Here is a 26,511-nt window from a genome sequence, read left to right on the forward strand (position 1 = left end):
GCCAGCTTCACACCCCAACTGTTACAAGCTCCGCAGACCATGAAAATGTCACCCATATCGGACTTCGGCCAAGCAAATCCAGACTTTGTCCGTTACAGGTGACATTTCATCCAGCAGAAATATGTACTCACCATGAAAGTTCAGGCAAAAAGAAACCCGCCTCACGGCGGGTTTCTTTTAAATCAGCTCAACACCCAGTCTCAATTGACCTTGGCGTTCAACTCACCCTTCAGATAACGCTGATACATGCTTTCCAGCGAGATCGGCTTGATCTTCGAAGCATTACCCGCAGTACCGAAAGCCTCATAACGAGCGATACATACATCGCGCATCGCTTTCACGGTTTCGCCGAAGAATTTACGTGGGTCGAATTCGCTCGGGTTGGTGGCCATCAGGCGACGCATGGCGCCGGTGGATGCCAGACGCAGGTCGGTGTCGATGTTGACCTTGCGCACGCCGTGCTTGATGCCTTCGACGATTTCTTCAACCGGTACGCCGTAGGTTTCTTTGATGTCGCCGCCGTACTGGTTGATGATCGCCAGCCACTCTTGCGGAACCGAAGAGGAACCGTGCATCACCAGGTGGGTGTTCGGGATGCGCTTGTGAATTTCCTTGATGCGGTCGATCGCCAGCACGTCGCCGGTAGGTGGCTTGGTGAACTTGTAGGCGCCGTGGCTGGTGCCGATGGCGATTGCCAGGGCATCAACTTGGGTCTTCTTGACGAAGTCAGCGGCTTCTTCCGGGTCGGTCAGCATCTGGCTGTGATCCAGAACGCCTTCGGCGCCGATGCCGTCTTCTTCACCGGCCATGCCGGTTTCCAGCGAACCCAGGCAGCCCAGCTCGCCTTCAACCGAAACGCCGCAGGCGTGAGCCATGGCTACGGTTTGTTGGGTAACGCGGACGTTGTATTCGTAGTCGGTCGGGGTCTTGCCGTCTTCGCCGAGGGAGCCGTCCATCATGACCGAGCTGAAGCCCAGCTGGATCGAGCGCTGGCAGACGTCAGGGCTGGTGCCGTGGTCCTGGTGCATGCACACCGGGATGTGCGGGAATTCTTCGATCGCGGCCAGGATCAGGTGACGCAGGAACGGCGCGCCGGCGTATTTGCGAGCGCCGGCCGAAGCCTGAACGATCACCGGGGAGTCAGTCTTGTCAGCGGCTTCCATGATGGCGCGCATCTGCTCAAGGTTGTTGACGTTGAAGGCTGGAACGCCGTAGCCGAACTCGGCTGCGTGGTCCAGCATCTGGCGCATGCTGATAAGTGCCATTGTGTGTGTCTCTCCCGGTTTGGGTCGTTAATCGTGCCAGCCTGCCGGAGCGGCGGCGGCTATTCAAGTGATTGCAGATCGGGGGTTGAGGCCCGGCCTGGTGATTCGATAAAGCAAATTCTGTTTTATTCGGCTTTGCAGCCCCGGCCGATCAAATCATTGGTAGCGACCCAGTAGACCAGGCCTTCATTACCTTTGATGTGAAACGCCAGCATGTCGTCGCTGTACAGCGCACCCGAGGCGCCCGGCTCTTCTTTCAGGCGATAGACCTGATCGCCACCGCCCAGTCGAACATCGACTGCCTTCTGGCCGGCATCGGTGTAGCGCCACAGCACCTTGGCCTGGCTGTCGCAGGTCCAGGTGGTCCAGTTATCCACAGGGGTGGACGACTGGAACGGGTTCCATTGCGCACAACCACCCAACAATCCCAGCGCCGCAACGGCGATCAAGCCTTTCATCCGTGTTCCTCGACCGGCAGCGTACGCCGCCGGCCCTGAGTTAAAGAGTCAGACCGGTCAAGGGCAACCATGTTCCTTGGCCGGGGTTTGCGTCTCGTATTTGTCCAGGCCTTCCGGCCCCGAGCGCTTGTTCAGCACCGGGTTGGTTTCGGCCTGCCAGTCGGCCTGGTAGCAGCCTTTCTGTGCCTCGCCGGGTGCCGGCTCCGGCGCAGCCTTCGGGTTACTCCCGCAGGCTGCCAATGTACCGGTCAGCAACAACAGCGCTAACGACTTGACCATCTGAACACTCCTTTGCCTGGCCAAACGGGCGGCCTCAGGCCTTGGCCCGGCTTTCCAGGACTTCAACGGCCGGCAGCACCTTGCCTTCGACGAATTCGAGGAACGCGCCACCGCCGGTGGAAATGTAGGAGATCTTTTCCGCCACGCCATATTTATCGATGGCGGCCAGGGTGTCGCCACCGCCGGCAATCGAGAACGCTGCGCTTTCAGCGATGGCTTCGGCCAGCACTTTGGTGCCGTTGCCGAACTGGTCAAATTCGAACACACCGACCGGGCCGTTCCACAGGATGGTTTTCGACGACTTCAGCAGTTCGGCGAAGTTGGCGGCGGTTTGCGGGCCGATGTCGAGGATCATGTCGTCAGCAGCGACGTCAGCGATCAGTTTCACTGTCGCTTCGGCGCTTTCAGCGAATTCCTTGGCAACTACCACGTCGACCGGCAGCGGCACGCTGACCTTGGCGGCGATGGCGCGCGCGGTGTCCAGCAGGTCCGGCTCGTACAGCGACTTGCCGACCGGGTGACCGGCCGCAGCGAGGAAGGTGTTGGCGATGCCGCCGCCGACGATCAGTTGATCGCAGATCTGGCTCAGGCTGTTCAGCACGTCGAGTTTGGTCGAGACCTTGGAGCCGGCAACGATGGCCGCCATCGGCTTGGCCGGTGCGCCCAGAGCCTTGCCCAGTGCGTCGAGCTCAGCAGCCAGCAGCGGGCCGGCAGCGGCGACTCTGGCGAACTTGGCTACGCCGTGGGTCGAACCTTCGGCGCGGTGAGCAGTACCGAAAGCGTCCATCACGAACACGTCGCACAGGGCGGCGTATTGCTGGGCCAGTTCGTCGGCGTTCTTTTTCTCGCCCTTGTTGAAGCGCACGTTTTCGAACAGCACGATGTCGCCGGCCTTGACGTCAACGCCGCCCAGGTAATCGGCCACCAGCGGCACTTCGCGGCCCAGGGCCTTGCTCAGGTAGTCGGCGACAGGCTTGAGGCTGTTCTCGGCGGAGAACTCGCCTTCGGTCGGACGACCCAGGTGCGAGCAGACCATCACGGCCGCGCCTTTTTCCAGGGCCAGCTTGATGGTCGGCAGCGAAGCCAGGATACGCGCATCGCTGGTGACAACACCGTCCTTGACTGGGACGTTGAGGTCTTCGCGGATCAATACGCGCTTACCTTGCAGATCGAGGTCGGACATCTTCAACACGGTCATGGGTCGCACTTCCTACGGTTTTTTTGAAGTCGCTGTCTGCAGATAGTGTTCTGCAACATCCAGCATTCGGTTGGCAAAACCCCATTCGTTGTCGAACCAGGCCAGGATGTTCACCAGCCGTGGGCCGGAAACGCGGGTCTGACTGGCATCGACGATGGCCGAATGTGGGTCATGATTAAAATCACAGCTAGCATGGGGAAGCTCGGTGTAGGCCAACAAACCCTTGAGCGGGCCGCTGGTGGCGGCGTCGCGCAGGATCCGGTTGACCTCGCCGGCGTCGGTGTCGCTCGCGGTCTGCATCGTGATGTCGAGGCAGGACACGTTGACCGTCGGCACGCGTACGGCTTTGGCCTGAATTCGCCCGGCAAGTTCCGGCAGCAGGCGCTCGATACCACGCGCCAGACCGGTGGACACCGGGATCACCGACTGGAACGCCGAACGGGTGCGGCGCAGGTCTTCGTGGTGATAGGCGTCGATCACCGGCTGATCGTTCATCGCCGAGTGGATCGTGGTGATCGACACGTAATCCAGGCCGACCGCCTGATCCAGCAGACGCAACAGCGGCACGCCACAGTTGGTGGTGCAGGAGGCGTTGGACACCAGTAGTTCGTCGCCGGTCAGGCAATCCTGATTGACGCCGTAGACGATGGTGGCGTCGACATCCGCCTCACTGGCCATCGGCTGCGAAAACAGCACGCGCGGCGCGCCGGCGTCGAGGAAACGCTGGCCGTCTGCGCGGGTGTGGTAGGCACCGGAGCATTCGAGCACCAGATCGACGCCCAGCGACGCCCAATCGATGCCTTCGGGGGTGGCACTGCGCAGGACCTTCACGCAGTCGCCATTAATATGCAGACAATCGCCGTCGACCTTCACTTCGCCCGGGAACCGGCCGTGGGTGGAGTCGAAGCGTGTCAGGTATTCGATGCTGGCCATGTCGGCCAGATCGTTGATCGCGACAATTTCAAACCCTGCCGCCGAGCCTCGCTCGAACAACGCACGCAAGACGCAACGACCAATCCGGCCGTAGCCGTTGAGTGCAACTTTGTAGGGACGCGGTTGAGGCATGGGGTTCTCGATTACCGTGTTGAATCCGTTATTGCATTGTTGTTCGAACCACCGCTATCGCGAGCAGGCTCGCTCCCACATTGGGTCTTCGCTGTGAACATTGTTTGTGTCACACAACAAATTCCCTGTGGGAGCGAGCCTGCTCCGGGCGGCGTTCCGACGATTGGCGGCAGCCCAATCAACACAACGTCTGGATCAGTCTTCCAGCAGCTCTTCAGCCTGACCCAGGATGTTTTCCAGGGTGAAACCGAACTCTTCGAACAATGCCGAAGCCGGAGCCGATTCACCGTAGGTGGTCATGCCGATCACGCGACCTTCCAGACCCACGTACTTGAACCAGAAGTCGGCGTGAGCCGCTTCGATCGCGATACGCGCGCCAACCTGCAACGGCAGGACCGATTGCTTGTAGCTGGCGTCCTGAGCGTCGAACAGGCTGGTGCAAGGCATCGAAACAACGCGCACCTTGCGGCCCTGCTCGGTCAGTTTGTCGTAGGCCTGAACGGCCAGGCCGACTTCCGAACCGGTAGCGATCAGGATCAACTCAGGCTCGCCTGCGCAGTCCTTCAGCACGTAGCCACCACGGCTGATGTCGGCGATCTGGCCGGCATCACGGGTCTGGTGCTGCAGGTTCTGACGGGAGAAGATCAGAGCGGACGGGCCGTCCTTGCGCTCCAGAGCGTTTTTCCAGGCCACGGCCGATTCAACGGCATCGGCTGGACGCCAGGTGTCGAGGTTCGGCGTGCTGCGCAGGCTGGTCAGTTGCTCGATCGGCTGGTGCGTCGGGCCGTCTTCGCCCAGACCGATGGAGTCGTGGGTGTAGACGTGGATCACACGCTGCTTCATCAGAGCGGACATTCGCACCGCGTTGCGGGCGTATTCCATGAACATCAGGAAGGTCGCGCCGTAAGGCACCAGACCGCCATGCAGGGCAACGCCGTTCATGATTGCGGTCATGCCGAACTCGCGCACGCCGTAGTACATGTAGTTGCCGCTGGCGTCTTCGGCGCTGACGCCTTTGCAGCCTTTCCACAGGGTCAGGTTGGAACCGGCCAGGTCGGCCGAACCGCCCAGCACTTCCGGCAACAGCGGACCGAACGCGTTCAGGGCGTTCTGGCTGGCTTTACGGCTGGCGATGGTTTCGCCCTTGGCCGCGACTTCGGCGATGTAGGCATCGGCCTTCTCGGAGAAGTCAGCTGGCAGTTCGCCGCTCAGGCGACGGATCAATTCGTTGGCTTCGGTCGGGAACGCGGCAGAGTAGGCTGCAAAACGCTGGTCCCACTCGGCTTCGACGGCGCGGCCCTTTTCCTTGGCATCCCACTCGGCATAGATGTCGGCCGGGATTTCGAACGGACCGTGGTTCCAGTTCAGCGCCTGACGGGTCAGGGCGATTTCCGCGTCACCCAGCGGGGCGCCGTGGCAATCTTCCTTGCCCTGCTTGTTCGGCGAACCGAAACCGATGGTGGTCTTGCAGCAGATCAGGGTCGGCAGCGGGCTCTTGCGAGCAGTGTCGATGGCAGTCTTGATCTCTTCCGGGTCGTGACCGTCGACGTTGCGGATCACCTGCCAGTTGTAGGCTTCGAAACGCTTCGGCGTGTCATCGGTGAACCAGCCTTCGACTTCGCCGTCGATGGAGATGCCGTTGTCATCGTAGAAGGCGATCAGCTTGCCCAGGCCCAGGGTACCGGCCAGGGAAGCGACTTCGTGGGAAATGCCTTCCATCATGCAGCCATCACCCAGGAACACGTAGGTGTGGTGGTCGACGATGTTGTGGCCGGGACGGTTGAATTGCGCGCCCAGTACCTTTTCAGCCAGGGCGAAGCCCACGGCGTTGGCCAGACCCTGACCCAGCGGGCCGGTGGTGGTTTCAACGCCCGGGGTGTAACCGAATTCCGGGTGGCCCGGGGTGCGGCTGTGCAACTGACGGAACTGTTTCAGGTCGTCGATCGACAGGTCGTAGCCGGTCAGGTGCAGCAGCGAATAGATCAACATCGAGCCGTGGCCGTTGGACAGCACGAAGCGGTCACGGTCGGCGAAGGATGGATTGCTCGGGTTGTGCTTGAGGTAGTCGCGCCAAAGCACTTCGGCAATATCTGCCATACCCATAGGGGCACCGGGATGGCCGCTGTTGGCTTTTTGCACGGCATCCATGCTGAGGGCACGAATGGCGTTGGCACGCTCACGACGGCTAGGCATCGCTGATCTCCTGGGTGTGAATAGATTGAAACGGAAAAAAGGAGGGCATTTTCCCTCACCCGAGCGCCTCGGGGCAATGACAGATAGTCATCCGGAGGCGTTTTTCCAATGGATAACATCGGTTTCGGCTGGTGAAACCTTTCCGCTGTTCGTCTGTAGAGTTAACCGGTCAGTGAGAAGTGCAATAAAAAGTGCCACCCATCGAGCAATATCAAAACTTTTTGATATTGACCTTGCGGTGTTTTCCGGCCGTCTCTAGACTGCTGGCCCTATGAACTTACGCGTGCCTTCCATTCGCCATGACGATTGCGACGAGCTGGCGGCCCTTTGCAAGGCCGGCGGCGATCCGCTGCGGCTGAATGTATTGCGCGCCCTGGCCAACGATTCGTTCGGCGTACTGGAACTGGCGCAGATTTTCGATATCGGCCAGTCCGGCATGAGCCATCACCTCAAGGTATTGGCGCAAGCCGATCTGGTGGCGACTCGGCGCGAAGGCAATGCGATTTTCTATCGCCGCGCCCTGCCCCACACCGAGTTGCTGGGCGGCAAGTTGCACGCTGCATTGTTAGAAGAAGTCGACAATCTGGCGCTGCCGGCCGACGTGGAAACACGAATCGCACAGGTCCATGGACAGCGTGCTGCCAACAGCCAGGACTTTTTCGCCCGGGTCGCGGAGAAATTCCGCGCCCAGCAGGATTTGATTGCCGGCCTGCCGCAATACCGTGAAAGCGTGCTGGCCCTGCTCGACAAACTGAATTTCAATGGCGCTGCCACGGCCATTGAAGTCGGCCCCGGCGATGGTGCATTCCTGCCGGAACTGGCGCGTCGCTTCGGCACCGTAACCGCACTGGACAACAGCGCGGCGATGCTCGAACTGGCCCGCCAGGTATGTGAACGTGAAAAGCTGACTAACGTCAGCCTGCAATTGGCCGATGCATTGAATGGCGTGAGCCTTCAGGCCGATTGCGTGGTGTTGAACATGGTGTTGCACCATTTCGCCGCGCCGGCCGAAGCGCTCAAGCACATGGCCAGCCTGCTGCAACCGGGCGGTAGCCTGCTCGTGACAGAGTTATGTAGCCACAACCAGAGTTGGGCCAGGGAGGCCTGCGGTGATCTGTGGTTGGGGTTTGAACAGGACGATCTGGCCCGTTGGGCCACCGCTGCGGGACTCGTTCCCGGGGAAAGCCTCTATGTAGGCTTACGTAATGGTTTCCAGATCCAGGTCCGCCATTTTCAGCGACCGGCTGGCGACACTCACCATCGGTAAATTCAGGAAAACATCGAGATGAGCGAATACTCCCTCTTCACCTCCGAGTCCGTGTCTGAAGGACATCCGGACAAAATCGCCGACCAGATTTCCGATGCAGTGCTGGACGCCATCATCGCCCAGGACAAGCACGCACGCGTTGCGGTGGAAACCTTGGTCAAGACTGGCGTGGCCATCGTTGCCGGTGAAGTGACCACCAGCGCCTGGGTCGACCTGGAGCAGATCGTTCGTGACGTGATCTGCGACATCGGCTACACCAGCTCCGACGTCGGCTTCGACGGCGCTACCTGCGGCGTGATGAACATCATCGGCAAGCAGTCGCCTGACATCAACCAGGGCGTTGACCGTGCCAAGCCTGAAGATCAGGGCGCCGGCGACCAGGGCCTGATGTTCGGCTACGCCAGCAACGAAACCGACGTGCTGATGCCGGCACCGATCACCTTCTCGCACCAACTGGTGCAGCGTCAGGCTGAAGCCCGTAAATCGGGTCTGCTGCCTTGGCTGCGTCCGGACGCCAAGTCGCAAGTGACCTGCCGTTACGAAGGCGGCAAGGTTGTCGGTATCGACGCCGTGGTCCTGTCGACACAGCACAACCCTGAAGTGTCGTACAACGACCTGCGCGAAGGCGTGATGGAGCTGATCGTCAAGCACGTGCTGCCTGCCGAACTGCTGAGCAAGGACACCCAGTTCCACATCAACCCGACTGGCCAGTTCATCATCGGCGGCCCGGTTGGCGACTGCGGCCTGACCGGTCGCAAGATCATCGTCGACAGCTACGGCGGCATGGCCCGTCACGGCGGCGGCGCGTTCTCCGGTAAAGATCCATCGAAGGTTGACCGTTCGGCTGCCTACGCTGGCCGTTATGTTGCCAAGAACATCGTGGCTGCTGGCCTGGCCGAGCGTTGCGAGATTCAGGTTTCCTACGCGATCGGTGTGGCCCAGCCTACTTCGATCTCGCTGAACACCTTCGGCACCGGCAAGATCAGCGATGACAAGATCATCAAACTGGTCCGCGAAGTGTTCGACCTGCGTCCATACGCAATCACCACCATGCTCGACCTGCTGCACCCGATGTACCAGGAAACCGCAGCCTACGGCCACTTCGGCCGTGCTCCGCAGACCAAGACTGTTGGCGAAGACACTTTCTCCACTTTCACCTGGGAAAAAACCGACCGCGCCGACGCTCTGCGTTCTGCTGCCGGCCTGTAATTTCCTGGCGATACAAGAAGCCCCGCACGGTTCGCCGTGCGGGGCTTTTTCATGGCCGCGAAACACCCGGCAAAACAGCCGACCGGCCCGCTGGAAAATCCCGGCTAGCCTTCAGGTATCTCCCTGAGCAAGGACGCTCACGATGCTTGCCACACTGCACCTGTTTTGCATTTTCCTGCTGTTCTCCGCCCACCTCGGCGCCTTTGCTGACGATTGCCCGGACTGGGCTGTCGACCGGGCCCGAAGCGAAATCACCGCCCTGCAGCAGCAGATCGATCAGTGGGACGACACCTATCACCGCAAAGGCCGGTCGCTGATCGCCGATGAACTCTACGATCAGTCCCGCACCCGGCTCGGCGAATGGCGCCAGTGCTTCAAACTTCCTTCACCGACCAAGCCGTTACGGACTGCGGCCGGTCCGGTCGCGCACCCGATCACCCATACTGGTCTCGACAAACTTCACGACGCTGCGGACATCGAAGCCTGGCTGCGCGACCGCAAGGACGTCTGGGCACAACCCAAGATCGACGGCGTGGCCATCACGCTGGTCTATCGCGCCGGGCGTTTACAGCAGGCGATCAGTCGCGGCGACGGGATTCGGGGGCAGGACTGGACCGCCTCGGCACACCAGATCAGCGCCATTCCCCAGCAACTGACACAACCGCTGGATCTGTCAGTGCAGGGCGAACTCTATTGGCGACTGACCGACCATATCCAGGCTCGCGCCGGCAGCGCCAATGCCCGCGCAACAGTCGCCGGCCTGATGGGACGCAAGGACTTGAGTGCCGAACAGGCAGCGGGCATCGGGCTGTTTGTCTGGGACTGGCCGCTGGGACCGAACAGCCTGACAGAGCGAATCACGGGTCTGGCAACTCTGGGCTTCGCCACGATAGAACCTTACAGCCACCCCGTCAGTGGCCTTGCCGATGCGCAGCAGTGGCGCGATCACTGGTATCGCTCGCCGCTGCCCTTTGCCAGCGACGGCATCGTCCTGCGTCAGAGCCAGCGTCCTGCTGCCGAACGCTGGCAGGCGCGCTCGCCTTTCTGGGCCGTGGCCTGGAAGTACCCGTTCGCCCAGGCATTGGCCGATGTACGCAAGGTCAATTTCAAGATCGGCCGTACCGGGCGCATCACCCCTGTGCTGGAATTGACGCCGGTCATGCTCGACGACCGCCAGATCAGACGGGTCAGCGTCAGCTCACTCAAACGCTGGCAGGAACTGGATATTCGCCCTGGTGACCAAGTGGCGATCAGCCTGGCCGGGCTGACGATTCCGCGACTCGACAGCGTCGTGCTGCGCAGCACGGAGCGCGTCGAATTAAATGTCCCGTTCGCCAGCGACTTTCACCCGCTAAGCTGCTGGCAACCGACGCCCGGGTGCGAGAGTCAGTTCCTCGCGCGCCTGATCTGGCTTGGCGGCAAGCAAGGGCTGGCACTGCCCCATGTCGGTCGCGGCACGTGGGAGAAACTTCTGGATACAGGCCGCCTGAACAGCCTGCTGGATTGGTTGCCCCTCGACGAGTCAGAGCTTGCTAAGATTGCCGGCCTCGGCGAGCGCAGCAGCGCTCGCCTGTCGCACAGTTTTCACAGCGCTCGCCAGCGCCCTTTCACCCAATGGCTCAAAGCCCTCGGGCTGCCGCCGACCGGCCAGGCTTCCTTGGCTGACTCATGGCAAGCGCTGGCACAACGAAATACCGAACAATGGCAGGCAGAACCCGGAATCGGCCCCGGTCGTGCGGCGCAATTGAACGCTTTTTTTCGCGACCCGCAGGTGCTGGCCCTGAGTGAAACCTTACGTGCCGCCGGAATCGACGGTTTCTGAACATGCATCCCGGTACGCCGGGAACCCAACAGTCGCCGAAGCGCTCCAACAGCGCAGTGCTTTCCCGACCCGATTGCCTTTGCACATGGAGCTTTTATGAAATTTCTCGCACCGCTCGCCATGCTGACTCTTTGTGGCGTAATGGCCGCCCCCGCGATGGCTGGCGAAGACGCCCCGGGTCTGACCGGTTGTGCTGCCAAGAAGCAAGGCATCATCAATCAGATCGAACAGGCCAAATCCCGCGGCAACGCTGACCAGCAGGCCGGTCTGGAAACCGCCCTGCGCGAAGTCACCGAACACTGCACCGACGCCGGTCTGAAAAAGGAACGTGAAAACAAGGTGCTCGACGCCAAGCACGAAGTGAGCAAGCGCCAGGCAGATCTCGACAAAGCGATGAAGAAAGGCGATCCGGAGAAGATCGACAAGCGCAAGAACAAGCTCGCCGAGTCGCGCAAGGAATTGCAGGACGCGCTGGACGAACTGGACAAGTAACAAAGCAAGGGATCACAGCCAGAGGCTGCGATCCCTTGAACATCAATGATCCCGAAACTCTTTATGACAGGCACTGCAGGCATCTTCGACCTTCTGCACCGCCGGCCCCAGGTTACTGGCCTTGTACGGCTGAACCTTGCTGGCGATCACCAGCTCACCAGTAGCCGCCTCGAGGGTCCGGGCCATTTCCTGGAAACGTGCCTGTCGCTGCCAGACATCGTCCTTGGCGCTGGTGTGATCTTCTTCGCGCACCGACGGGAAATGCTTCCACGGTTCATGGGACAGCGCATCGAGCTTGACCGCGCCTTCCGTGAATTTCGGCCCGTCGAAGGGGATGCGTCCGCGCAGCATGCCGCCCAGATCTTCGCCGGTCTTGAGCATCTGCTTGAAGATCGCCTTGCGCTGGCCCAACGGGGAATTGGGATCGACACCGCCGCAGGCGGACAAGGTCAGACAGGCCAGCAATACAACAGAAAGTCTTTTAAGAGTCATGGTGGCTTCAGGTCACGGAATTCGGCGGCCAGTATCCTCGCCTCACCGCCAAACACCAATAGCCCTATTAATAATACGGGTTGCTTGCGCGCATGGAGCACGCCTGCAACCGACACAGGAAACTCTCCATGAACAGCCGTTTCAAGGCCTGGCGTCACCCACTCATCGCGACCCTGCCGCTGCTGGCAATCCTTGCCGGCTGCACCGGGGGCGACAGTGCCAAGCCGAAAACCCACGCACTGGCCACTTACTCCAGCGCCACCTGGGAAGCCCTGCCTGCGGTTTCCGACAACGATCTGGTGGCCGGTTTCGGTTCGTGGCGCAGCGCCTGCACCCGGCTCAAGGCTGACCCGATCTGGGGCGCCACCTGCGCGGCGGCCGCCAATGTGCCGCAAAGCGCGGGCGACATCCGCAGCTTCCTCAAGCAACACCTCGACGTCTTCGGTCTGCGTGCCGAGCACGACAATCCCAACGGTCTGATCACCGGCTACTACGAACCGGTCTACCCCGGCAGCCTGACGCAAACAGCAACCGCCAACGTGCCGGTGTACGGCGTGCCCGAGGACATGATCATCGTGTCCCTGGACAGCATTTACCCGGAGTTGAAAGGCAAGCGTCTGCGCGGACGCCTCGAAGGCCGGGTGCTCAAACCTTACGACGACGCCGCGACCATCGAGAGCAAAGGCGTCAAGGCGCCCGTGGTGGCATGGCTGACCGATCCGATGAACCTGCAATTCCTGCAGATCCAGGGTTCAGGGCGGATTCAGACCGATGACGGCCGGCAACTGCGCATCGCCTACGCCGACCAGAACGGTCATCCGTATCGACCGATCGGCCGCTGGCTGGTGGAACAGGGCGAGCTGAAGAAAGAAGACGTGACCATGGGCGCAATCAGCAACTGGGCCAAGGCCAATCCATCGCGCATTCCGGAGTTGCTGGGCAGCAACCCGAGCTATGTATTCTTCACCCGCAACCCGGACAGCAACGAAGGCCCGCGAGGCTCGTTGAATGTGCCGCTGACCGCCGGTTACAGTGCGGCGGTGGATCGCAAGGTGATTCCGTTGGGCAGCCTGTTGTGGCTGTCGACCACCCGCCCTGACGGCACGGCGCTGGTACGCCCGGTGGCAGCGCAGGACACCGGCGGCGCGATTGCCGGCGAGGTTCGTGCGGATCTGTTCTGGGGCACCGGCGATGCTGCCGGGCAACTGGCCGGTGACATGAAGCAGCAGGGGCAGATCTGGATGCTCTGGCCAAAAGGTGCGGCATTGCCGCAAGTGCCGCAAGTGGCCGACAAGCAGTAAGCGAAACACAAAAAATCGCAGGCCTCGTCAGCCTGCGATTTTTTCAGCTTCAGACCGAAACGAAGAAGAAACTGGCAATCAGCCCCATCCCGACAAACCACACCAGCGACCGCAGAATCGCCCAGTCCGCCAGATAGCAGATGATGTAGAGCAGACGACTGGTGATGAACAGCACCGCCAGCACATTGACCGTCACCAACTGCGCTGTGCCCACCAGATGCGCGACGATCACCGCCGCCGCAAATGCCGGCGTCACTTCAAAACTGTTCAGTTGCGCCGCATGGGCCCGTCGGGCCAATCCGTTCAGGCTTTCGAGAAAGTCCCGAGGATCGTGATTATCGCTCAGCCGATAACCACCGACAGCCTTGGCCACGCCCGTGCACACATAGGGCAGAAAAATCGCAATAAAAACGCACCACAGAGCCACCGTCATAACGCCGTCCTTCTTCAGTTTTTAGAGTTGGCGGGTCAGAACTTCATCACCAGCATGCCGATCAGCACCAGCCCACAGGCTAAGAGCCGTGGCCGGCCGAAAGGTTCTTTCAGGTAACGCATGCCGAACAGCACCACCAGAATCACGCTGATTTCACGCAACGCCGCCGCTTCGGCAATCGACCCCAGTTGCATCGCCCACAGCACCAGAGCGTAGCTGAACAACACGCAGAACCCGACCGCCAGCCCCAGCTTCCATTGTTCACGCCAGAACTGCAGGAACGCCGGCCGCCTGGCGACCCACGCCAGCATCGGGAACGGCCAGGCGCTGAGCAGCGTGACCCAGACCAGGTAATCCAGCGGATGCGACCAGCGCCGCAAGGCCTGGCCATCTATGTAGGTGTAGCAGCCGATGCACAACCCGATCAGCGCCACCACCGGCAACATCGACCATGGCAGGTGTTTCCCGCCACCGCCCTGCCAGAGCAGGCAGGCCATGCCCAGCGGGATCAGCATGATTCCGAAGATCTGCTGGTTGGTCAGCACTTCACCGGCGAAGATCAGGGTCAGCGCCAGTACCACCAGTGGCGACAATCCGCGCATCAACGGATAGACCAGCCCCAGGTCGCCGACCCGATAGGCCTGGATCAGCAGGTAGCGATAAAGCAACTCGAACGCCGCCGACGCCAGAATCCACGGCCAGATTTCCTGCGGCGGCAGCCTGATGAAAGGAAAGGCCAGCGCGACAAACAACAGCGCCACGGTGTCCATGCAGGCCACCACCAGCAACCGCTCGGCGCTGAACTTGATCAGGGTATTCCACGCGGCGTGCAACAGCGCCGCCACCAACACCAGAGCTGTCGCCAGCACGTGTCACTCCTTCATTCTTGTTATTGAACCCGAGCCATTTGATCAGGTCTTTGCTTCGCGGTGTGTCAGGCGCTGTTTATACGTCAAGCGACCTCGCCACACCCGGTTGAGCACAGACCAATGCCAAAAAAATCCTGCCCGGGCCACACAATTGTGCCCCCACAGGGTGTCTACCCATCCAACCCTTGCGCCCATGAACAGGCGCGCTGTCTTTTCACCCCCCATCCAAAGGACCCCGGATGCTTGAACTTGTCGCCGCTTTCATCTGCCTCACCACCCTCCTCACTTTCGTGAATTTCCGCTTCATCGGTTTGCCTCCGACCATCGGCGTGATGGTTACCGCACTGATGTTTTCCCTGTTGCTGCAAGGCCTGAGCCTACTGGGTTATCCCGGCCTGGAAGAGCGCGTACAGCAACTGATCGGCCAGATCGACTTCGGTGATCTGCTGATGAACTGGATGCTGTCGTTCCTGCTGTTCGCCGGTGCCTTGCACGTCAACCTGAACGACCTGCGCAGCTATCGCTGGCCCATCGGCCTGCTGGCGACCTTCGGCGTACTGATCGCCACCGCCGTGATCGGCAGCCTCGCCTACTACATCTTCGCCCTGTTCGGCTGGCACGTGAGCTTCCTCTACTGCCTGTTGTTCGGCGCACTGATTTCCCCGACCGACCCGATCGCGGTGCTCGGCGTGTTGCGTACAGCCAACGCCTCGAAGCCGTTGAAGACCACCATCGTCGGCGAATCGCTGTTCAACGACGGCACTGCCGTGGTGGTGTTCACCGTGTTGCTGGGCATCGCGCAACTGGGCGAAACCCCGACCATCGGCGCCACCGCCATGCTGTTTGCCCATGAAGCCATCGGCGGCGTGCTGTTCGGCGGGCTGATCGGTTATCTGGTGTACCTGATGATCAAGAGCATCGAGCAGCACCAGATCGAAGTCATGCTGACCTTGGCGCTGGTCATCGGCGGCTCGGCGATGGCCACCGAGCTGCACGTCTCGGCGCCGATTGCGATGGTGGTCGCCGGTCTGATCATCGGCAACCTCGGCCGCAACCTGGCGATGAACGACATGACGCGTAAATACCTGGACGGTTTCTGGGAGTTGCTCGACGACATGCTCAACGCCCTGCTGTTCGCGCTGATCGGCATGGAGCTGTTGCTGCTGCCGTTCAACTGGCTGCACGTGGCGGCCGCAAGCCTGCTGGCGCTGGCGATTCTGTTGTCGCGTCTGCTCACCGTGGCCCCGGCCATCGTTCTGTTGCGGCGCTGGCGCACGGTGCCGCGCGGCACCATCCGGATCCTGACCTGGGGCGGTTTGCGTGGCGGTGTTTCGGTGGCCTTGGCACTGGCCCTGCCATTGGGCCCGGAGCGCGATCTGTTACTGAGCATCACCTACATCGTGGTGCTGTCGTCGATCCTGCTGCAGGGTCTGACCATCGGCAAACTGGTCAAGCACGCCACCCGTGATGAGCCGTCAGCCACTGTCGAATCTGCGCACCATTGATCATTTCTTGATCTGCTGCGGATCGGGCTTTTCCGCCTGATCCGCAGACTCCTTGGGTTTGCCGCTTTCGCTGCGGATCTGCGCATGGCTGATCAGGGCGAAGATGAAACTGCCGCCGATGATGTTCCCCGCCAGGGTCGGCCCGGCAAACACCGCCCAGAAATCACTCCACGGCAATTCGCCGGCAAACACCAGATACGACACCTCCGCCGAACCCACCACGATGTGCGTGAAGTCGCCCAGCGCCATGAGGTAGGTGATGAGGATAATGATCCACATCTTCGCGCTCTCCATGGACGGGATCATCCAGACCATGGTGGCGATCATCCAGCCGGAAACGATGCCCTTGGCGAACATCTGGCTCGCGTGGTTTTCCATGACCTTGCGACCGATTTCGAGGAAAGCGGCGTCGGTCTTGCTGTCGAAGATCGGCAGTTCGAGCATCACGTACGCCACCAGAATCGTCCCGCACAGGTTGCCGAACAGCACCACCGTCCAGAGCCGGATCAGGCGGCCGAAATTGCCGAGCGTCGGTTTGGTCATGACCGGCAGAACAGCGGTCAGGGTGTTTTCGGTGAACAGTTGCTGACGGGCGAGGATCACCGCGAGGAAACCGGCGCAGTAGCCGAAGCTGGCGATCACCTTGAACTCGTCACCCTCGGGCAGACGGGAATTGAGCAGGCCCATGCCCATCAGCGACAGGCCCATGGTCAGCCCGGCCGCCAACGCCGACCACCACAACGCGGCGATGCTGCGCTCAAGTTCCTGATCGCCCTGTTTGCGGATGATTTCATGCAGGACCGCCGCCCGGGGCGGCTGGTTTTTCTCGACTTCGTGTTGTTCCTTGGCCGAGAGGTCGGGGGTCTTGCCGTCTGTTGGCGTGGTCATGGCGAGAAACCGGTGGCGGGGTCATAAAGCTACGACACGCGCCGCTCGGTTTCCGTTCTGTGGGATGCGCCGATTACTCGGTAACGGGCACGTCATCCTTGAACTGGTCTTTGACGTACTTGATTTCGGTCCGCCCGTGCGGCGCCGGCAGGCCGTCTTCACCGAGGTTGACGAAGACCATCTTCTCGACGGTCAGGATGCTCTTGCGAGTGATCTTGTTGCGCACTTCACAGGTCAGGGTGATCGAGGTGCGGCCGAACTCGGTAGCGGTGATGCCCAGTTCGATGATGTCGCCCTGGCGCGAGGCGCTGACGAAGTTGATCTCGGAAATGTACTTGGTCACCACACGCTGGTTGCCCAGTTGAACGATGGCGTAGATCGCCGCTTCTTCGTCGATCCAGCGCAGCAGGCTGCCGCCGAACAGGGTGCCGTTGGGGTTGAGGTCTTCGGGTTTTACCCACTTGCGGGTGTGGAAATTCATCTTCACTCCTGAGCGTCTTGCCGAATGATGGCGCCATCTTGGCAGACTGAGCGGTCATGCTCCATGAGGGTTCTACTATGGTCGCTATTAGCGATCTTCATCTGGCCGACAGAAACCCTTTGGAAGATCAGTCTAGACGGCTATAATCGCCCCCGTTTCAAAACGGTAACGTTCGCTTGATACCGTTTTCCCGCCACCTGTCCGAGGGGCGCTGCAGCAGGTTCAACCTGTCAGGCTCGGATGGGGCGTTGACTGGCTCAGGCCGGACACTAAACGCACAACGGCGCCCATTCGCATACATTACGAATGGAGGCTCTTCATGAGCGCTGTTATCACGCCTGCAGATTTTAACGATTACAAAGTTGCCGACATGTCCCTGGCTGCCTGGGGCCGTCGCGAAACCATCATCGCCGAGTCGGAAATGCCGGCTCTGATGGGTCTGCGCCGCAAGTACGCTTCCGAGCAGCCGCTCAAAGGCGCAAAAATCCTCGGCTGCATCCACATGACCATTCAGACCGCCGTGCTGATCGAAACCCTGGTTGCCCTGGGTGCCGAAGTACGCTGGTCGTCCTGCAATATTTTCTCGACTCAGGATCAGGCCGCTGCTTCCATCGCCGCTGCCGGCATCCCGGTTTTCGCCTGGAAAGGCGAGACTGAAGAAGAGTACGAGTGGTGCCTGGAGCAGACCATCCTGAAGGATGGCCAGCCATGGGACGCCAACATGATCCTCGACGACGGCGGCGACCTGACCGAGCTGCTGCACAAGAAATACCCACAGGTTCTGGACCGCGTTCACGGCGTGACCGAAGAAACCACCACCGGCGTACACCGTCTGCTGGACATGCTGGCCAAGGGCGAACTGCGCATCCCGGCCATCAACGTCAACGACTCGGTGACCAAGTCCAAGAACGACAACAAGTACGGCTGCCGTCACAGCCTGAACGACGCCATCAAGCGCGGCACCGACCACCTGCTGTCCGGCAAGCAAGCGCTGGTCATCGGCTACGGTGACGTGGGCAAGGGCTCGGCCCAGTCCCTGCGTCAGGAAGGCATGATCGTTAAAGTCTCCGAAGTCGACCCGATCTGCGCCATGCAAGCCTGCATGGACGGTTTCGAACTGGTTTCGCCGTTCATCGACGGTATCAACGACGGCAGCGAAGCCAGCATCGACAAAGCGCTGCTGGGCAAGATCGACCTGATCGTGACCACCACCGGTAACGTCAACGTTTGCGACGCAAACATGCTCAAAGCCCTGAAGAAGCGCGCCGTAGTCTGCAACATCGGTCACTTCGACAACGAAATCGACACGGCTTTCATGCGCAAGAACTGGGCATGGGAAGAAGTGAAGCCACAGGTACACAAGATCCACCGTACAGGCCCGGGCGCTTTCGACGCTCAGAACGACGACTACCTGATCCTGCTGGCCGAAGGCCGTCTGGTGAACCTGGGCAACGCCACCGGTCACCCAAGCCGCATCATGGACGGTTCGTTCGCCAACCAGGTTCTGGCGCAGATCTTCCTGTTCGGCCAGAAGTACGCCGACCTGTCGCCAGCCCAGAAAGCCGAGCGTCTGACCGTTGAAGTACTGCCGAAGAAACTCGACGAAGAAGTGGCCCTGGAAATGGTTCGCGGATTCGGCGGCGTGGTCACCCAACTGACCAAGCAACAGGCTGACTACATCGGCGTGACCGTCGAAGGCCCGTTCAAGCCGCACGCTTACCGCTACTAAGACAAGAGCAGCTGCGAGCTACAAGCTTCAAGCGGCAAGCAAGGTCAAAAGCCGGACTTGCCGTACGAAGCTTGAGAGCTCTGCCCCTATTTCAAAACAGTTTCAGGCAGCAGGTTTCACGCACGAGAGTTCAGCGCACCTCCGCTTCTTTCGCAGCGTGTAGCTTGCCGCTCGTAACTGGAGGCTCCCTCCATGTCCCAAGAACGCCGCTACAGCTTCGAGTTCTTCCCGACCAAGACCGATGCTGGGCATGAAAAACTGCTCGCCACTGCCCGTCAGCTGGCCACCTACAATCCTGACTTCTTTTCCTGCACCTACGGCGCGGGCGGCTCGACCCGTGACCGCACGCTGAACACCGTGCTGCAGCTGGAAAGCGAAGTCAAAGTACCCGCCGCCCCGCACCTGTCGTGCGTCGGCGACAGCAAGGACGACTTGCGCGGCCTGCTGAACGAGTACAAGGCTGCCGGCATCAAGCGCATCGTTGCCCTGCGTGGCGACCTGCCGTCCGGCATGGGCATGACCAGCGGTGAGCTGCGTCACGCCAATGAGCTGGTTGAGTTCATTCGTGAAGAAACCGGCAATCATTTCCACATCGAAGTCGCCGCTTACCCGGAGATGCATCCGCAAGCGCGCAACTACGAAGACGATCTCGCCAATTTCGTGCGCAAGGCCCGTGCCGGTGCCGACAGCGCGATCACCCAGTACTTCTTCAACGCCGACAGCTACTTCTACTTCGTCGACCGTTTGCAGGCGCTGGGCGTGGACATTCCGGTCGTGCCGGGGATCATGCCGATCACCAACTACAGCAAACTCGCGCGTTTCTCCGATGCCTGCGGTGCGGAAATCCCGCGCTGGATCCGCAAGCAGCTGGAAGCCTACGGCGATGACAGCCAAAGCATTCAGCGCTTTGGCGAACAGGTCGTCACCGAGATGTGCGAACGCCTGCTGCAGGGCGGCGCGCCTGGCCTGCACTTCTATTCCATGAACCAGGCCGAACCGAGCCTGGCGATCTGGAACAACCTGAAGTTGCCACGCTGATACCGCTGTACGTCTCAAGCTGAAGACGTCATGCAACAACAGAAGATCGCAAGTTTCGACAGCTCCTGTGGGGGTGTCGCAACTGCGATCTTTTGCTTTTAAGGCCCGAAACAGAGCTTCTGCTGCCAGTTTCTGGCTCTTTGGCGTTTCTCGTCGTAATCTCAAGTCATGCCTTTGATCACGCAGTTATTCGCCGTGCTGGTTTTTGCTTGCCTGAGCTTTGCGGCTCGAGGCGAGAAGCTGCGTATCGTCACCGAACCGTGGGCGCCGTACGTGTATGAAGCCGATGGCAAGAAGCTCGGCCTGGACTACGAAACCACTGCCATCGTTTTCAAGCGCCTTGGAATCGATGTCGAGTGGCAGTTCCTGCCATGGAAGCGCTGTCTGTCGATGCTCGAAACCGGGCAGGCCGACGGTGCGCTGGACATCTTTCACAGCGACGAACGCGACGCCACCCTGCTCTACCCGAGCGAACCGCTGTCGGACGTCGAGTTCGTGATGTTCTACGCCAACGACCGACCGCACCCTTTTCGCAGCCTTGAAGACCTCAAGGGCCTGACCATCGGCACCTCGCCGGGTTATCTGTATAGCCCGGACTTCAGCGAATCGACCCTGTTCAACCGGGAACCGGCCCCGACCCACGAAGCCAATTTCGGCAAACTGGTGCGCGGGCGCATCGACCTGCTGATAACCGATCGCCGTGTGGGTCAGCATTTGCTTGATGAACTGAATATCCGCGATCAGATCACTGAAAACCCCACCGTCATCAGCCGTCAGAGCCAGTTTTTGGCCGTTCGGCGCAACGCAGGGATGGATTTGCTGGTGCAGCGCTTCGGCGCCGAACTCAAGCGTTTCAAGCGCGAACCGGCCTATGCAGAGCTGAGCGCGCGCTACGGTGCAGCCCCGGTTTCGGAAAAACCCTTGAGCAGCGCCACCGCCAGCGGCAAAACCGTTGAGCAGCAGGAAAGGGGCGCACAGTGATTGCTCTGTTATACTCCGGCGTTCCCGCCAGGCTCACGCCCGGACGCCCGGAACCGTTACAGGCCTCCCGACCCGCTACAGCGCAGCTTTTCAGCCCGCGCGAGCGCTCCGGACGTGCCTTCGGAACCGCAGCAGGACCGGACGGGATTGCGTCCTCTTAAACGCCATTCGCGCCAGGCAAGACTCCCATTGGGCCAAGCCCTAACTAAAACAGGATTACTCATGTCCTTTGCTTCCCTCGGTCTCTCCGAGGCTTTGGTCCGCGCTATCGAAGACGCGGGCTATACCGAGCCTACTCCGGTGCAACAGCGGGCCATTCCCGCCGTGTTGCAAGGTCGCGACCTGATGGTTGCGGCACAGACAGGTACCGGTAAAACCGGCGGTTTCGCCCTTCCGATCCTGGAGCGGCTGTTCCCCAACGGTCACCCGGACAAATCCCAGCGCCACGGCCCGCGCCAGCCGCGCGTCCTGGTCCTGACCCCGACCCGCGAACTCGCGGCCCAGGTACACGACAGCTTCAAGATCTACGCCCGTGACCTGAAATTCGTCAGCGCCTGCATCTTCGGCGGCGTCGGCATGAACCCCCAGGTTCAGGCCATGTCCCGCGGTGTGGACGTGCTGGTTGCCTGCCCGGGTCGCCTGCTCGACCTGTGCGGCCAGGGCAGCATCGATCTGTCCCACGTTGAAATTCTCGTGCTGGACGAAGCCGACCGCATGCTCGACATGGGCTTCGTCCATGACGTGAAGAAAGTCCTCGCCCGCCTGCCGGCCAAGCGCCAGAACCTGCTGTTCTCGGCGACCTTCTCCAAAGACATCACCGACCTCGCCGGCAAGCTGCTGCACAACCCGGAACGCATCGAAGTGACGCCGCCGAACACCACGGTCGAGCGCATCGAGCAACGCGTTTTCCGTCTGCCGGCCAGCCACAAGCGTGCGCTGCTGGCTCACCTGATCACCGCCGGCGCCTGGGAACAGGTACTGGTGTTCACCCGTACCAAGCACGGTGCCAACCGTCTGGCCGAGTACCTCGACAAACACGGCCTGCCGGCTGTGGCGATCCACGGCAACAAGAGCCAGAACGCCCGCACCAAAGCCCTGGCCGATTTCAAGGCCAACCAGGTACGCATCCTGGTTGCCACCGACATCGCGGCGCGCGGCCTGGATATCGACCAGTTGCCACACGTGGTCAACTTCGAACTGCCGAACGTCGATGAAGACTACGTGCACCGTATCGGTCGTACCGGCCGTGCCGGTCGTTCGGGCGAAGCGATCTCGCTGGTGGCACCGGACGAAGAAAAACTGCTGAAAAGCATCGAACGCATGACCAAGCAGAAAATCGCCGACGGCGATCTGATGGGCTTCGACGCCAGCACCATCGAGGCCGAAAAACCTGAAGTGCGCGAGCGTCCGGACATGCGCAACCCGCGCAACGGTCGTGGCCCGCGCGGCGATGGCCCGAATGGCGGCGGTGGCGGCGGTCGTAAAGACAAAGGCAAAGACAAGGGCAAGGAAAAACCTGCCGGCGAACGCGGTGAGCGTGGCGAGCGTCCAGCCCGTCAGCAGAAACCACGCGAAGGCACCCCGGCCCGCGAACAGCGCCAGCCAAGCCAGCCGCCACGTGCTGCGGCTGATCGTGCACCGGACGAGTTCCTCGACGACGATATCGATAACTTCGGTAACCGCGTTGATTACGTACCGAAGCAGGCACCCGCCGGTGGTCGCAACCGTCGCCCAGGCGCTCCGGCGCAAGGCGCGGGTTCGGGCGCTCCACGCGGCGGTCAGTCGCAAGGTCGCCAGAACGGCCCGCGCAACAGCAACGGCTCGAGCACCGGCACCCCGCCGGGCAAACGCAACGGCCCGCGCAACGGAGCCCCGCGTGACGGCCAGGGTCGCCGCGACGAAAACTCGCGCAACCGCCGTCCGGCCCGTGACGATCAGCAACGTGCCGAACCGGCCGTGCAGAACCCGCGCAGCAGCGGCCCGAAGATCATGCACAAGGAATCGAAAGCCGACCGCTTCCCGACGCCTGAGCAGCTCGATCAACTGCCAAGCCGCCCACGCGGTGAGAAACCGGCCTTGCTGACCCGCAATCGCTGAGTTTCGACAAGGCAATAAAAAACGCCCCCGGTCGCAAGACCGGGGGCGTTTTTGTGTGTCAGGCGAAAATTACTTCGCTTTGACACCTTCGAACGAGATGTACAGGTCGACTTTGTCAGACTGTGGACCCAGGTCCATCATCTTGCCGAAATCAGAACGCTTGATGCTGGTGGTGCCTTCGAAGCCGGCACGGTAGCCGCCCCATGGATCCTTGCCTTCACCCAGGAAAGTGGCCTTGACCACGATTGGCTTGGTCACGCCGTGCAGGGTCAGGTCACCGGTCACGTCAGCAGTGTCTTTGCCATCGGCGTTCTTGCCGGTGGACTTGACGCTGGTGGAGACGAACTTGGCGTCAGCGAATTTGCCCACGTCCAGGAAGTCTTTGCTGGCGATGTGCTTGTCACGCTCGGCGTGGTTGGTGAACACGCTGGCGGTCTTCACGTCGAACTCGATCTTGCTGTCTTCAGGCTTGGCAGCATCGAAGCTGAACTTGCCGCTGATGTCCTTGAAGGTACCGGTGATGTAGCTGTAGCCCAGGTGGCTGATCTTGAAGTCGACGAAGGCGTGCTGGCCTTCTTTGTCGACGGTGTAGTCAGCAGCCATTACGTTGGCGGACAGCACGGCAGAACCGATTGCCAGAGCGGCCAGAGTCTTTTTCAACATGCTTTCTTTTCCTTTGAGTCGAGGTTGAGCTTCAGGCTTTGCGACCGAGCATTCGAGTGAGGGTCGCATCACGATCGATAAAGTGGTGCTTCAATGCTGCCAACGCATGGAGGCCGGAAAAAATTACCAGCGCCCACGCCAGGTACAAATGAATCACCCCGGCGGTATCTGCCTGATCCGGTAGTCCGGAAACCAGTGCAGGAACTTCAAACAGGCCAAACACCGGAATCCCGACACCGTCTGCGGTGGAAATCAGGTAACCGGCAATCATCACGGCGAACAGCGCAAGGTACAGAAACCCGTGGCCGAACTTTGCGCCGATGCGGGTCATGCGGCTGTAGCTCTGCAGCGTTGGCGGCGGAGGGCTGACAAAGCGCCACAGCACCCGCAACACCATCACAGCCAGCAGCACCAGACCGATGCTCTTGTGCAGATCCGGCGCGTCTTTGCGCCAGCTGCTGTAGTAATCCAGCCCTACCATCCACAGACCCAGCGCGAACAGCCCGAAGACCGCCAGCGCCACACCCCAGTGCATGAAGATGCTGACCCAACCGTAGCGCGAAGAAGAGTTACGTAGCTGCATTGCCCAAATCCTGTGAGAACTGCGAACCAAGACTAGCGAGTTATCTATCGAATTAAAGCGGAAAATTTCGCTTTGAAATATCGAGAAATACGATCAAGAGTCTTGAACAAGGGAGTTAAGGAAAGATTAAAGGGGAAAAGTGTGACGGGAGATTAGCTGGCGAGCGAGCAAACACAGGATGCTCGCTGTTTCACAGGCAATAAAAAAGCGCGGCCTGAAAGCCGCGCTTTTTCATTCACCGCAAAGCCTTACTGCGCTTTGGTATCGGTCGCTGCCGCCGGGGTCGCAGCCGGTTTTGCGGCTGGTTTTTTGGCCGGCTCAGCCTTTTTCGCTGCCGGTTTGGCCGGGGCTTTTTTCGCCTCGGTCTTGGCCGCAGGCTTTTTCGCCGCTGGTTTGGCTGCCGCTTTCTTCGCTGGCTCGGCTTTTACCGGGGTTGCGGGCTTCGGCGCTTCCACCGGCGCTGGCGCAGGTGCCGGAGTCGGTGCAGACGCTGGAGCGGCTGGAGCTGGTGCCGGCTCTGGCGCTTTTACTGGCTCCGGTTTCTTGTCGTCATCCGAACCACCGAACAGGTTGGTGAAGAAGTTGCCTTTCTTCGCCGCCGTGGCCGCACCCGCTGCGCCTGCCGCCGCTGCTGCGGTGGCCGCTGCCGGGCCGACCTTGATCGGTTCGAAGGATTTGCCTGCCGCCAGGTCTTCCACCTGACTGGCCGCACGCTGACCGGTGCGCAGCGCGCCTTCCAGGGTGCCCGGGTACAGGGTGTCGGTGTGCTCGCCGGCAAACGCTACGCGCTGCAGCGGACGCTCCCACAGGCGCCAGTATTTGCTGATCTGACCCGGGCCGAAGGCCAGGTACGAACCGCCAGTCGACGGGTCGGTGCTGTAGCGACGGATTTCATAACCGGTGAACGCGCCACGGGCCTGTGGATAAAACGCGTGCAGACGAATCAGCACCTGATCGACCATCTGCTTGTCGCCGAAGGCCTGCATGACGCGGGCGTTGTCGCCGGACAGGTTGATCACCACGTTGGCGCCGCCCTTCAGGGCCGGCTCGATCCACAACATGCCCAGACCGGTGTTGCTGTAGATCTCGCCGGACATACGCGCCTTGCTTTCCCAAACCGGCGTCTTGAACTTCAGCATGATCTGGTCGCGCCAGCCGTAGTTGGTGCCCTTGATCGCGGCCAGGTGCTGGGCATCCAGGGCCGGGGTCAGCTGAATCTTGTCGAGGGCGCGCAATGGCACCGCCAGCACGACGTAGTCTGCCTGATAGCCGACGCCGCCGACCTTGACGGTCACGCCGTCCTTGTCCTGGACGATCGCGGAAACGGGCGAGCTGGTCTTGATGGTTTTCAGCTGTTTGACGAAGGCCTGGGCCAGCACCGGGCTGCCACCGACCAGGCGCGAAGCGCGCATGTCACGGTCGGACACGCCGCGATAAACGCGGCTCTGCTGTGCGTAGTACAGCAGCGACAGACGCGACGGTTCGTCGTAATGGGTGCGGATATCCTGGTTGATCAACTGACGCGCGGTGGCAGGCAGGTTCTGCTTGTCGAGCCAGCTCGACACGTTGATCTGATCCAGTGCGTGCAGGGTGTTGGTCGCCGCCGGGTTCTGCGGATCGTCGATCGAACGCGCCAGATCGTCACGGGTTTTCTCGAAGGTTTTCAACGCCTGCGCGGTGGCCGGCTGCTTGGTGGCCAGGTCGGCGGCGGAGAAATACTCGCCATCGATCAGGTAACCCGGGGTACGCACGAATTCAGGGGCCGGCGTGGTGCTCAGCTTGAAGGTCGAGACGTACTTGTTCAGCACCGGCTGCGCCTTGTCGTTGCCGATCCACTCGCTGGTGGCCATGCCCGAGCGACCGCCCAGGCTCGGTTTGGCTTCCAGCAGCGTGACCTGCCAGCCTTTGTTCTGCAGTTCGTAAGCCGCGGTCAGGCCCGACAGGCCGCCGCCGATCACGATTGCGGTTTTATCCTTGGCCAGCGCCGTAACGCTGAAAAGCCCCAACACCACTAGCGCACAGGCGCGCAGCCAACCGACAGACATTCAGCGAACTCCGGAAAAACACGTAGGAAAATGCAGTTTTGCGGGTCATACGACCCAAAGAATCGCGAAGAATACGTCAGCCATCAAAACGCCGCCAGCGACGTCTATCGGCCCATACAAAGTAGCTCAATCGACGCAATGGGTTGTCCCGGCGCGAC

At 60.9% G+C, this 26,511-nt stretch carries 24 protein-coding genes and 1 riboswitch; of the genes, 10 read left to right on the forward strand and 14 right to left on the reverse strand.

Annotated elements, in window-relative coordinates:
* Positions 1–200: 200 nt before the first annotated feature.
* From fba to tkt, 6 genes are all read right to left on the reverse strand, one after another.
* On the reverse strand, positions 201–1,265 hold the full coding sequence (gene fba / locus NH234_RS27745; RefSeq protein WP_007959708.1) for a class II fructose-bisphosphate aldolase: 1,065 nt from the start codon (positions 1,263–1,265) through the stop codon (positions 201–203).
* Positions 1,266–1,390: 125 nt separating this feature from the next.
* A complete protein-coding gene (locus NH234_RS27750) occupies positions 1,391–1,723 on the reverse strand; it encodes an MliC family protein (protein WP_085731615.1) in 333 nt (110 codons plus the stop codon).
* Positions 1,724–1,780: 57 nt separating this feature from the next.
* Positions 1,781–2,002 (reverse strand): hypothetical protein, encoded by a 222-nt coding sequence (locus tag NH234_RS27755; RefSeq protein ID WP_085688661.1) that lies wholly within the window; start codon positions 2,000–2,002, stop codon positions 1,781–1,783.
* Positions 2,003–2,036: 34 nt separating this feature from the next.
* The gene (locus NH234_RS27760; protein ID WP_085731614.1) at positions 2,037–3,200 is read right to left on the reverse strand and encodes a phosphoglycerate kinase; all 1,164 of its coding nucleotides are present in this window, start codon (positions 3,198–3,200) and stop codon (positions 2,037–2,039) included.
* Positions 3,201–3,212: 12 nt separating this feature from the next.
* On the reverse strand, positions 3,213–4,265 hold the full coding sequence (gene epd / locus NH234_RS27765) for an erythrose-4-phosphate dehydrogenase (protein WP_007959703.1): 1,053 nt from the start codon (positions 4,263–4,265) through the stop codon (positions 3,213–3,215).
* A gap of 195 nt (positions 4,266–4,460) precedes the next feature.
* On the reverse strand, positions 4,461–6,458 hold the full coding sequence (tkt, locus tag NH234_RS27770; protein WP_085731612.1) for a transketolase: 1,998 nt from the start codon (positions 6,456–6,458) through the stop codon (positions 4,461–4,463).
* Positions 6,459–6,729: 271 nt separating this feature from the next.
* Here tkt and NH234_RS27775 point away from each other — a divergent pair, with 271 nt between their 5' ends.
* The 4 genes from NH234_RS27775 (at position 6,730) to NH234_RS27790 (ending at position 11,248) form a co-directional block, all read left to right on the forward strand.
* Positions 6,730–7,725 carry a metalloregulator ArsR/SmtB family transcription factor gene (locus NH234_RS27775; RefSeq protein WP_085731611.1) on the forward strand — a complete coding sequence of 332 codons (996 nt, stop codon included), beginning with the start codon at positions 6,730–6,732 and terminating at the stop codon, positions 7,723–7,725.
* A gap of 18 nt (positions 7,726–7,743) precedes the next feature.
* The gene (metK, locus tag NH234_RS27780) at positions 7,744–8,934 is read left to right on the forward strand and encodes a methionine adenosyltransferase (RefSeq protein WP_011336330.1); all 1,191 of its coding nucleotides are present in this window, start codon (positions 7,744–7,746) and stop codon (positions 8,932–8,934) included.
* A gap of 142 nt (positions 8,935–9,076) precedes the next feature.
* A complete protein-coding gene (gene ligB / locus NH234_RS27785) occupies positions 9,077–10,756 on the forward strand; it encodes an NAD-dependent DNA ligase LigB (protein ID WP_367254995.1) in 1,680 nt (559 codons plus the stop codon).
* Positions 10,757–10,852: 96 nt separating this feature from the next.
* Positions 10,853–11,248 carry a DUF1090 domain-containing protein gene (locus NH234_RS27790; protein ID WP_085731609.1) on the forward strand — a complete coding sequence of 132 codons (396 nt, stop codon included), beginning with the start codon at positions 10,853–10,855 and terminating at the stop codon, positions 11,246–11,248.
* A 42-nt stretch (positions 11,249–11,290) separates the two neighbouring features.
* On the opposite strand, the gene NH234_RS27795 is transcribed toward NH234_RS27790, so the two are convergent.
* Entirely contained in the window at positions 11,291–11,740 is a 450-nt protein-coding gene (locus NH234_RS27795) for a cytochrome c (RefSeq protein ID WP_114886040.1), read from the reverse strand.
* Positions 11,741–11,868: 128 nt separating this feature from the next.
* Between NH234_RS27795 and NH234_RS27800 the strand changes: the two genes are divergently transcribed.
* Positions 11,869–13,041 (forward strand): MltA domain-containing protein, encoded by a 1,173-nt coding sequence (locus tag NH234_RS27800; protein ID WP_085731607.1) that lies wholly within the window; start codon positions 11,869–11,871, stop codon positions 13,039–13,041.
* Between the two features lie 49 nt (positions 13,042–13,090).
* On the opposite strand, the gene NH234_RS27805 is transcribed toward NH234_RS27800, so the two are convergent.
* Together NH234_RS27805 and NH234_RS27810 are read right to left on the reverse strand one after the other, a co-directional pair.
* Positions 13,091–13,474, reverse strand: coding sequence for an MAPEG family protein (locus NH234_RS27805; protein WP_085731606.1), 384 nt, complete (start codon positions 13,472–13,474; stop codon positions 13,091–13,093).
* 35 nt (positions 13,475–13,509) lie between these two features.
* Entirely contained in the window at positions 13,510–14,343 is an 834-nt protein-coding gene (locus tag NH234_RS27810; protein ID WP_085731605.1) for an EamA family transporter, read from the reverse strand.
* 239 nt (positions 14,344–14,582) lie between these two features.
* On the opposite strand from NH234_RS27810, the gene NH234_RS27815 reads away from it, so the two are divergent.
* The gene (locus NH234_RS27815) at positions 14,583–15,848 is read left to right on the forward strand and encodes a cation:proton antiporter (protein ID WP_367254997.1); all 1,266 of its coding nucleotides are present in this window, start codon (positions 14,583–14,585) and stop codon (positions 15,846–15,848) included.
* On the opposite strand, the gene NH234_RS27820 is transcribed toward NH234_RS27815, so the two are convergent.
* Positions 15,849–16,736, reverse strand: coding sequence for a formate/nitrite transporter family protein (locus NH234_RS27820; protein WP_367254999.1), 888 nt, complete (start codon positions 16,734–16,736; stop codon positions 15,849–15,851). It abuts the gene before it with no gap.
* Positions 16,737–16,809: 73 nt separating this feature from the next.
* The gene (locus NH234_RS27825) at positions 16,810–17,217 is read right to left on the reverse strand and encodes a hotdog domain-containing protein (protein WP_134334142.1); all 408 of its coding nucleotides are present in this window, start codon (positions 17,215–17,217) and stop codon (positions 16,810–16,812) included.
* A 197-nt stretch (positions 17,218–17,414) separates the two neighbouring features.
* Positions 17,415–17,513, forward strand: a riboswitch (S-adenosyl-L-homocysteine riboswitch).
* 23 nt (positions 17,514–17,536) lie between these two features.
* Between NH234_RS27825 and ahcY the strand changes: the two genes are divergently transcribed.
* The 4 genes from ahcY (at position 17,537) to NH234_RS27845 (ending at position 23,062) form a co-directional block, all read left to right on the forward strand.
* Positions 17,537–18,946, forward strand: coding sequence for an adenosylhomocysteinase (gene ahcY, locus NH234_RS27830; RefSeq protein WP_367255002.1), 1,410 nt, complete (start codon positions 17,537–17,539; stop codon positions 18,944–18,946).
* A 192-nt stretch (positions 18,947–19,138) separates the two neighbouring features.
* Complete coding sequence (gene metF / locus NH234_RS27835) at positions 19,139–19,984, forward strand: methylenetetrahydrofolate reductase [NAD(P)H] (protein WP_085731601.1); 846 nt, start codon at positions 19,139–19,141, stop codon at positions 19,982–19,984.
* Positions 19,985–20,152: 168 nt separating this feature from the next.
* On the forward strand, positions 20,153–20,965 hold the full coding sequence (locus NH234_RS27840) for an ABC transporter substrate-binding protein (RefSeq protein ID WP_085731600.1): 813 nt from the start codon (positions 20,153–20,155) through the stop codon (positions 20,963–20,965).
* Positions 20,966–21,187: 222 nt separating this feature from the next.
* On the forward strand, positions 21,188–23,062 hold the full coding sequence (locus tag NH234_RS27845) for a DEAD/DEAH box helicase (RefSeq protein ID WP_085709104.1): 1,875 nt from the start codon (positions 21,188–21,190) through the stop codon (positions 23,060–23,062).
* A 69-nt stretch (positions 23,063–23,131) separates the two neighbouring features.
* Here the strand turns inward: NH234_RS27845 and NH234_RS27850 are convergent, their stop codons facing one another.
* The 3 genes from NH234_RS27850 to NH234_RS27860 form a co-directional block, all read right to left on the reverse strand.
* A complete protein-coding gene (locus NH234_RS27850) occupies positions 23,132–23,725 on the reverse strand; it encodes a YceI family protein (protein WP_085731599.1) in 594 nt (197 codons plus the stop codon).
* Positions 23,726–23,756: 31 nt separating this feature from the next.
* Complete coding sequence (locus tag NH234_RS27855; protein ID WP_085731598.1) at positions 23,757–24,308, reverse strand: cytochrome b; 552 nt, start codon at positions 24,306–24,308, stop codon at positions 23,757–23,759.
* Between the two features lie 248 nt (positions 24,309–24,556).
* Positions 24,557–26,353, reverse strand: coding sequence for a flavin monoamine oxidase family protein (locus NH234_RS27860; RefSeq protein WP_367255005.1), 1,797 nt, complete (start codon positions 26,351–26,353; stop codon positions 24,557–24,559).
* Positions 26,354–26,511 lie beyond the last annotated feature (158 nt).

Source organism: Pseudomonas sp. stari2 (genome assembly GCF_040760005.1).
In the GTDB taxonomy this organism is placed as follows: Bacteria; Pseudomonadota; Gammaproteobacteria; order Pseudomonadales; family Pseudomonadaceae; genus Aquipseudomonas.

Coding starts and splice junctions, on each gene's coding strand:
- fba (WP_007959708.1), bottom strand. CDS start 1,265: ATGGCACTTATCAGCATGCGCCAGATGCTGGACCACGCAGCCGAGTTC.
- NH234_RS27750 (WP_085731615.1), bottom strand. CDS start 1,723: ATGAAAGGCTTGATCGCCGTTGCGGCGCTGGGATTGTTGGGTGGTTGT.
- NH234_RS27755 (WP_085688661.1), bottom strand. CDS start 2,002: ATGGTCAAGTCGTTAGCGCTGTTGTTGCTGACCGGTACATTGGCAGCC.
- NH234_RS27760 (WP_085731614.1), bottom strand. CDS start 3,200: ATGACCGTGTTGAAGATGTCCGACCTCGATCTGCAAGGTAAGCGCGTA.
- epd (WP_007959703.1), bottom strand. CDS start 4,265: ATGCCTCAACCGCGTCCCTACAAAGTTGCACTCAACGGCTACGGCCGG.
- tkt (WP_085731612.1), bottom strand. CDS start 6,458: ATGCCTAGCCGTCGTGAGCGTGCCAACGCCATTCGTGCCCTCAGCATG.
- NH234_RS27775 (WP_085731611.1), top strand. CDS start 6,730: ATGAACTTACGCGTGCCTTCCATTCGCCATGACGATTGCGACGAGCTG.
- metK (WP_011336330.1), top strand. CDS start 7,744: ATGAGCGAATACTCCCTCTTCACCTCCGAGTCCGTGTCTGAAGGACAT.
- ligB (WP_367254995.1), top strand. CDS start 9,077: ATGCTTGCCACACTGCACCTGTTTTGCATTTTCCTGCTGTTCTCCGCC.
- NH234_RS27790 (WP_085731609.1), top strand. CDS start 10,853: ATGAAATTTCTCGCACCGCTCGCCATGCTGACTCTTTGTGGCGTAATG.
- NH234_RS27795 (WP_114886040.1), bottom strand. CDS start 11,740: ATGACTCTTAAAAGACTTTCTGTTGTATTGCTGGCCTGTCTGACCTTG.
- NH234_RS27800 (WP_085731607.1), top strand. CDS start 11,869: ATGAACAGCCGTTTCAAGGCCTGGCGTCACCCACTCATCGCGACCCTG.
- NH234_RS27805 (WP_085731606.1), bottom strand. CDS start 13,474: ATGACGGTGGCTCTGTGGTGCGTTTTTATTGCGATTTTTCTGCCCTAT.
- NH234_RS27815 (WP_367254997.1), top strand. CDS start 14,583: ATGCTTGAACTTGTCGCCGCTTTCATCTGCCTCACCACCCTCCTCACT.
- NH234_RS27820 (WP_367254999.1), bottom strand. CDS start 16,736: ATGACCACGCCAACAGACGGCAAGACCCCCGACCTCTCGGCCAAGGAA.
- NH234_RS27825 (WP_134334142.1), bottom strand. CDS start 17,217: ATGAATTTCCACACCCGCAAGTGGGTAAAACCCGAAGACCTCAACCCC.
- ahcY (WP_367255002.1), top strand. CDS start 17,537: ATGAGCGCTGTTATCACGCCTGCAGATTTTAACGATTACAAAGTTGCC.
- metF (WP_085731601.1), top strand. CDS start 19,139: ATGTCCCAAGAACGCCGCTACAGCTTCGAGTTCTTCCCGACCAAGACC.
- NH234_RS27840 (WP_085731600.1), top strand. CDS start 20,153: ATGCCTTTGATCACGCAGTTATTCGCCGTGCTGGTTTTTGCTTGCCTG.
- NH234_RS27845 (WP_085709104.1), top strand. CDS start 21,188: ATGTCCTTTGCTTCCCTCGGTCTCTCCGAGGCTTTGGTCCGCGCTATC.
- NH234_RS27850 (WP_085731599.1), bottom strand. CDS start 23,725: ATGTTGAAAAAGACTCTGGCCGCTCTGGCAATCGGTTCTGCCGTGCTG.
- NH234_RS27855 (WP_085731598.1), bottom strand. CDS start 24,308: ATGCAGCTACGTAACTCTTCTTCGCGCTACGGTTGGGTCAGCATCTTC.
- NH234_RS27860 (WP_367255005.1), bottom strand. CDS start 26,353: ATGTCTGTCGGTTGGCTGCGCGCCTGTGCGCTAGTGGTGTTGGGGCTT.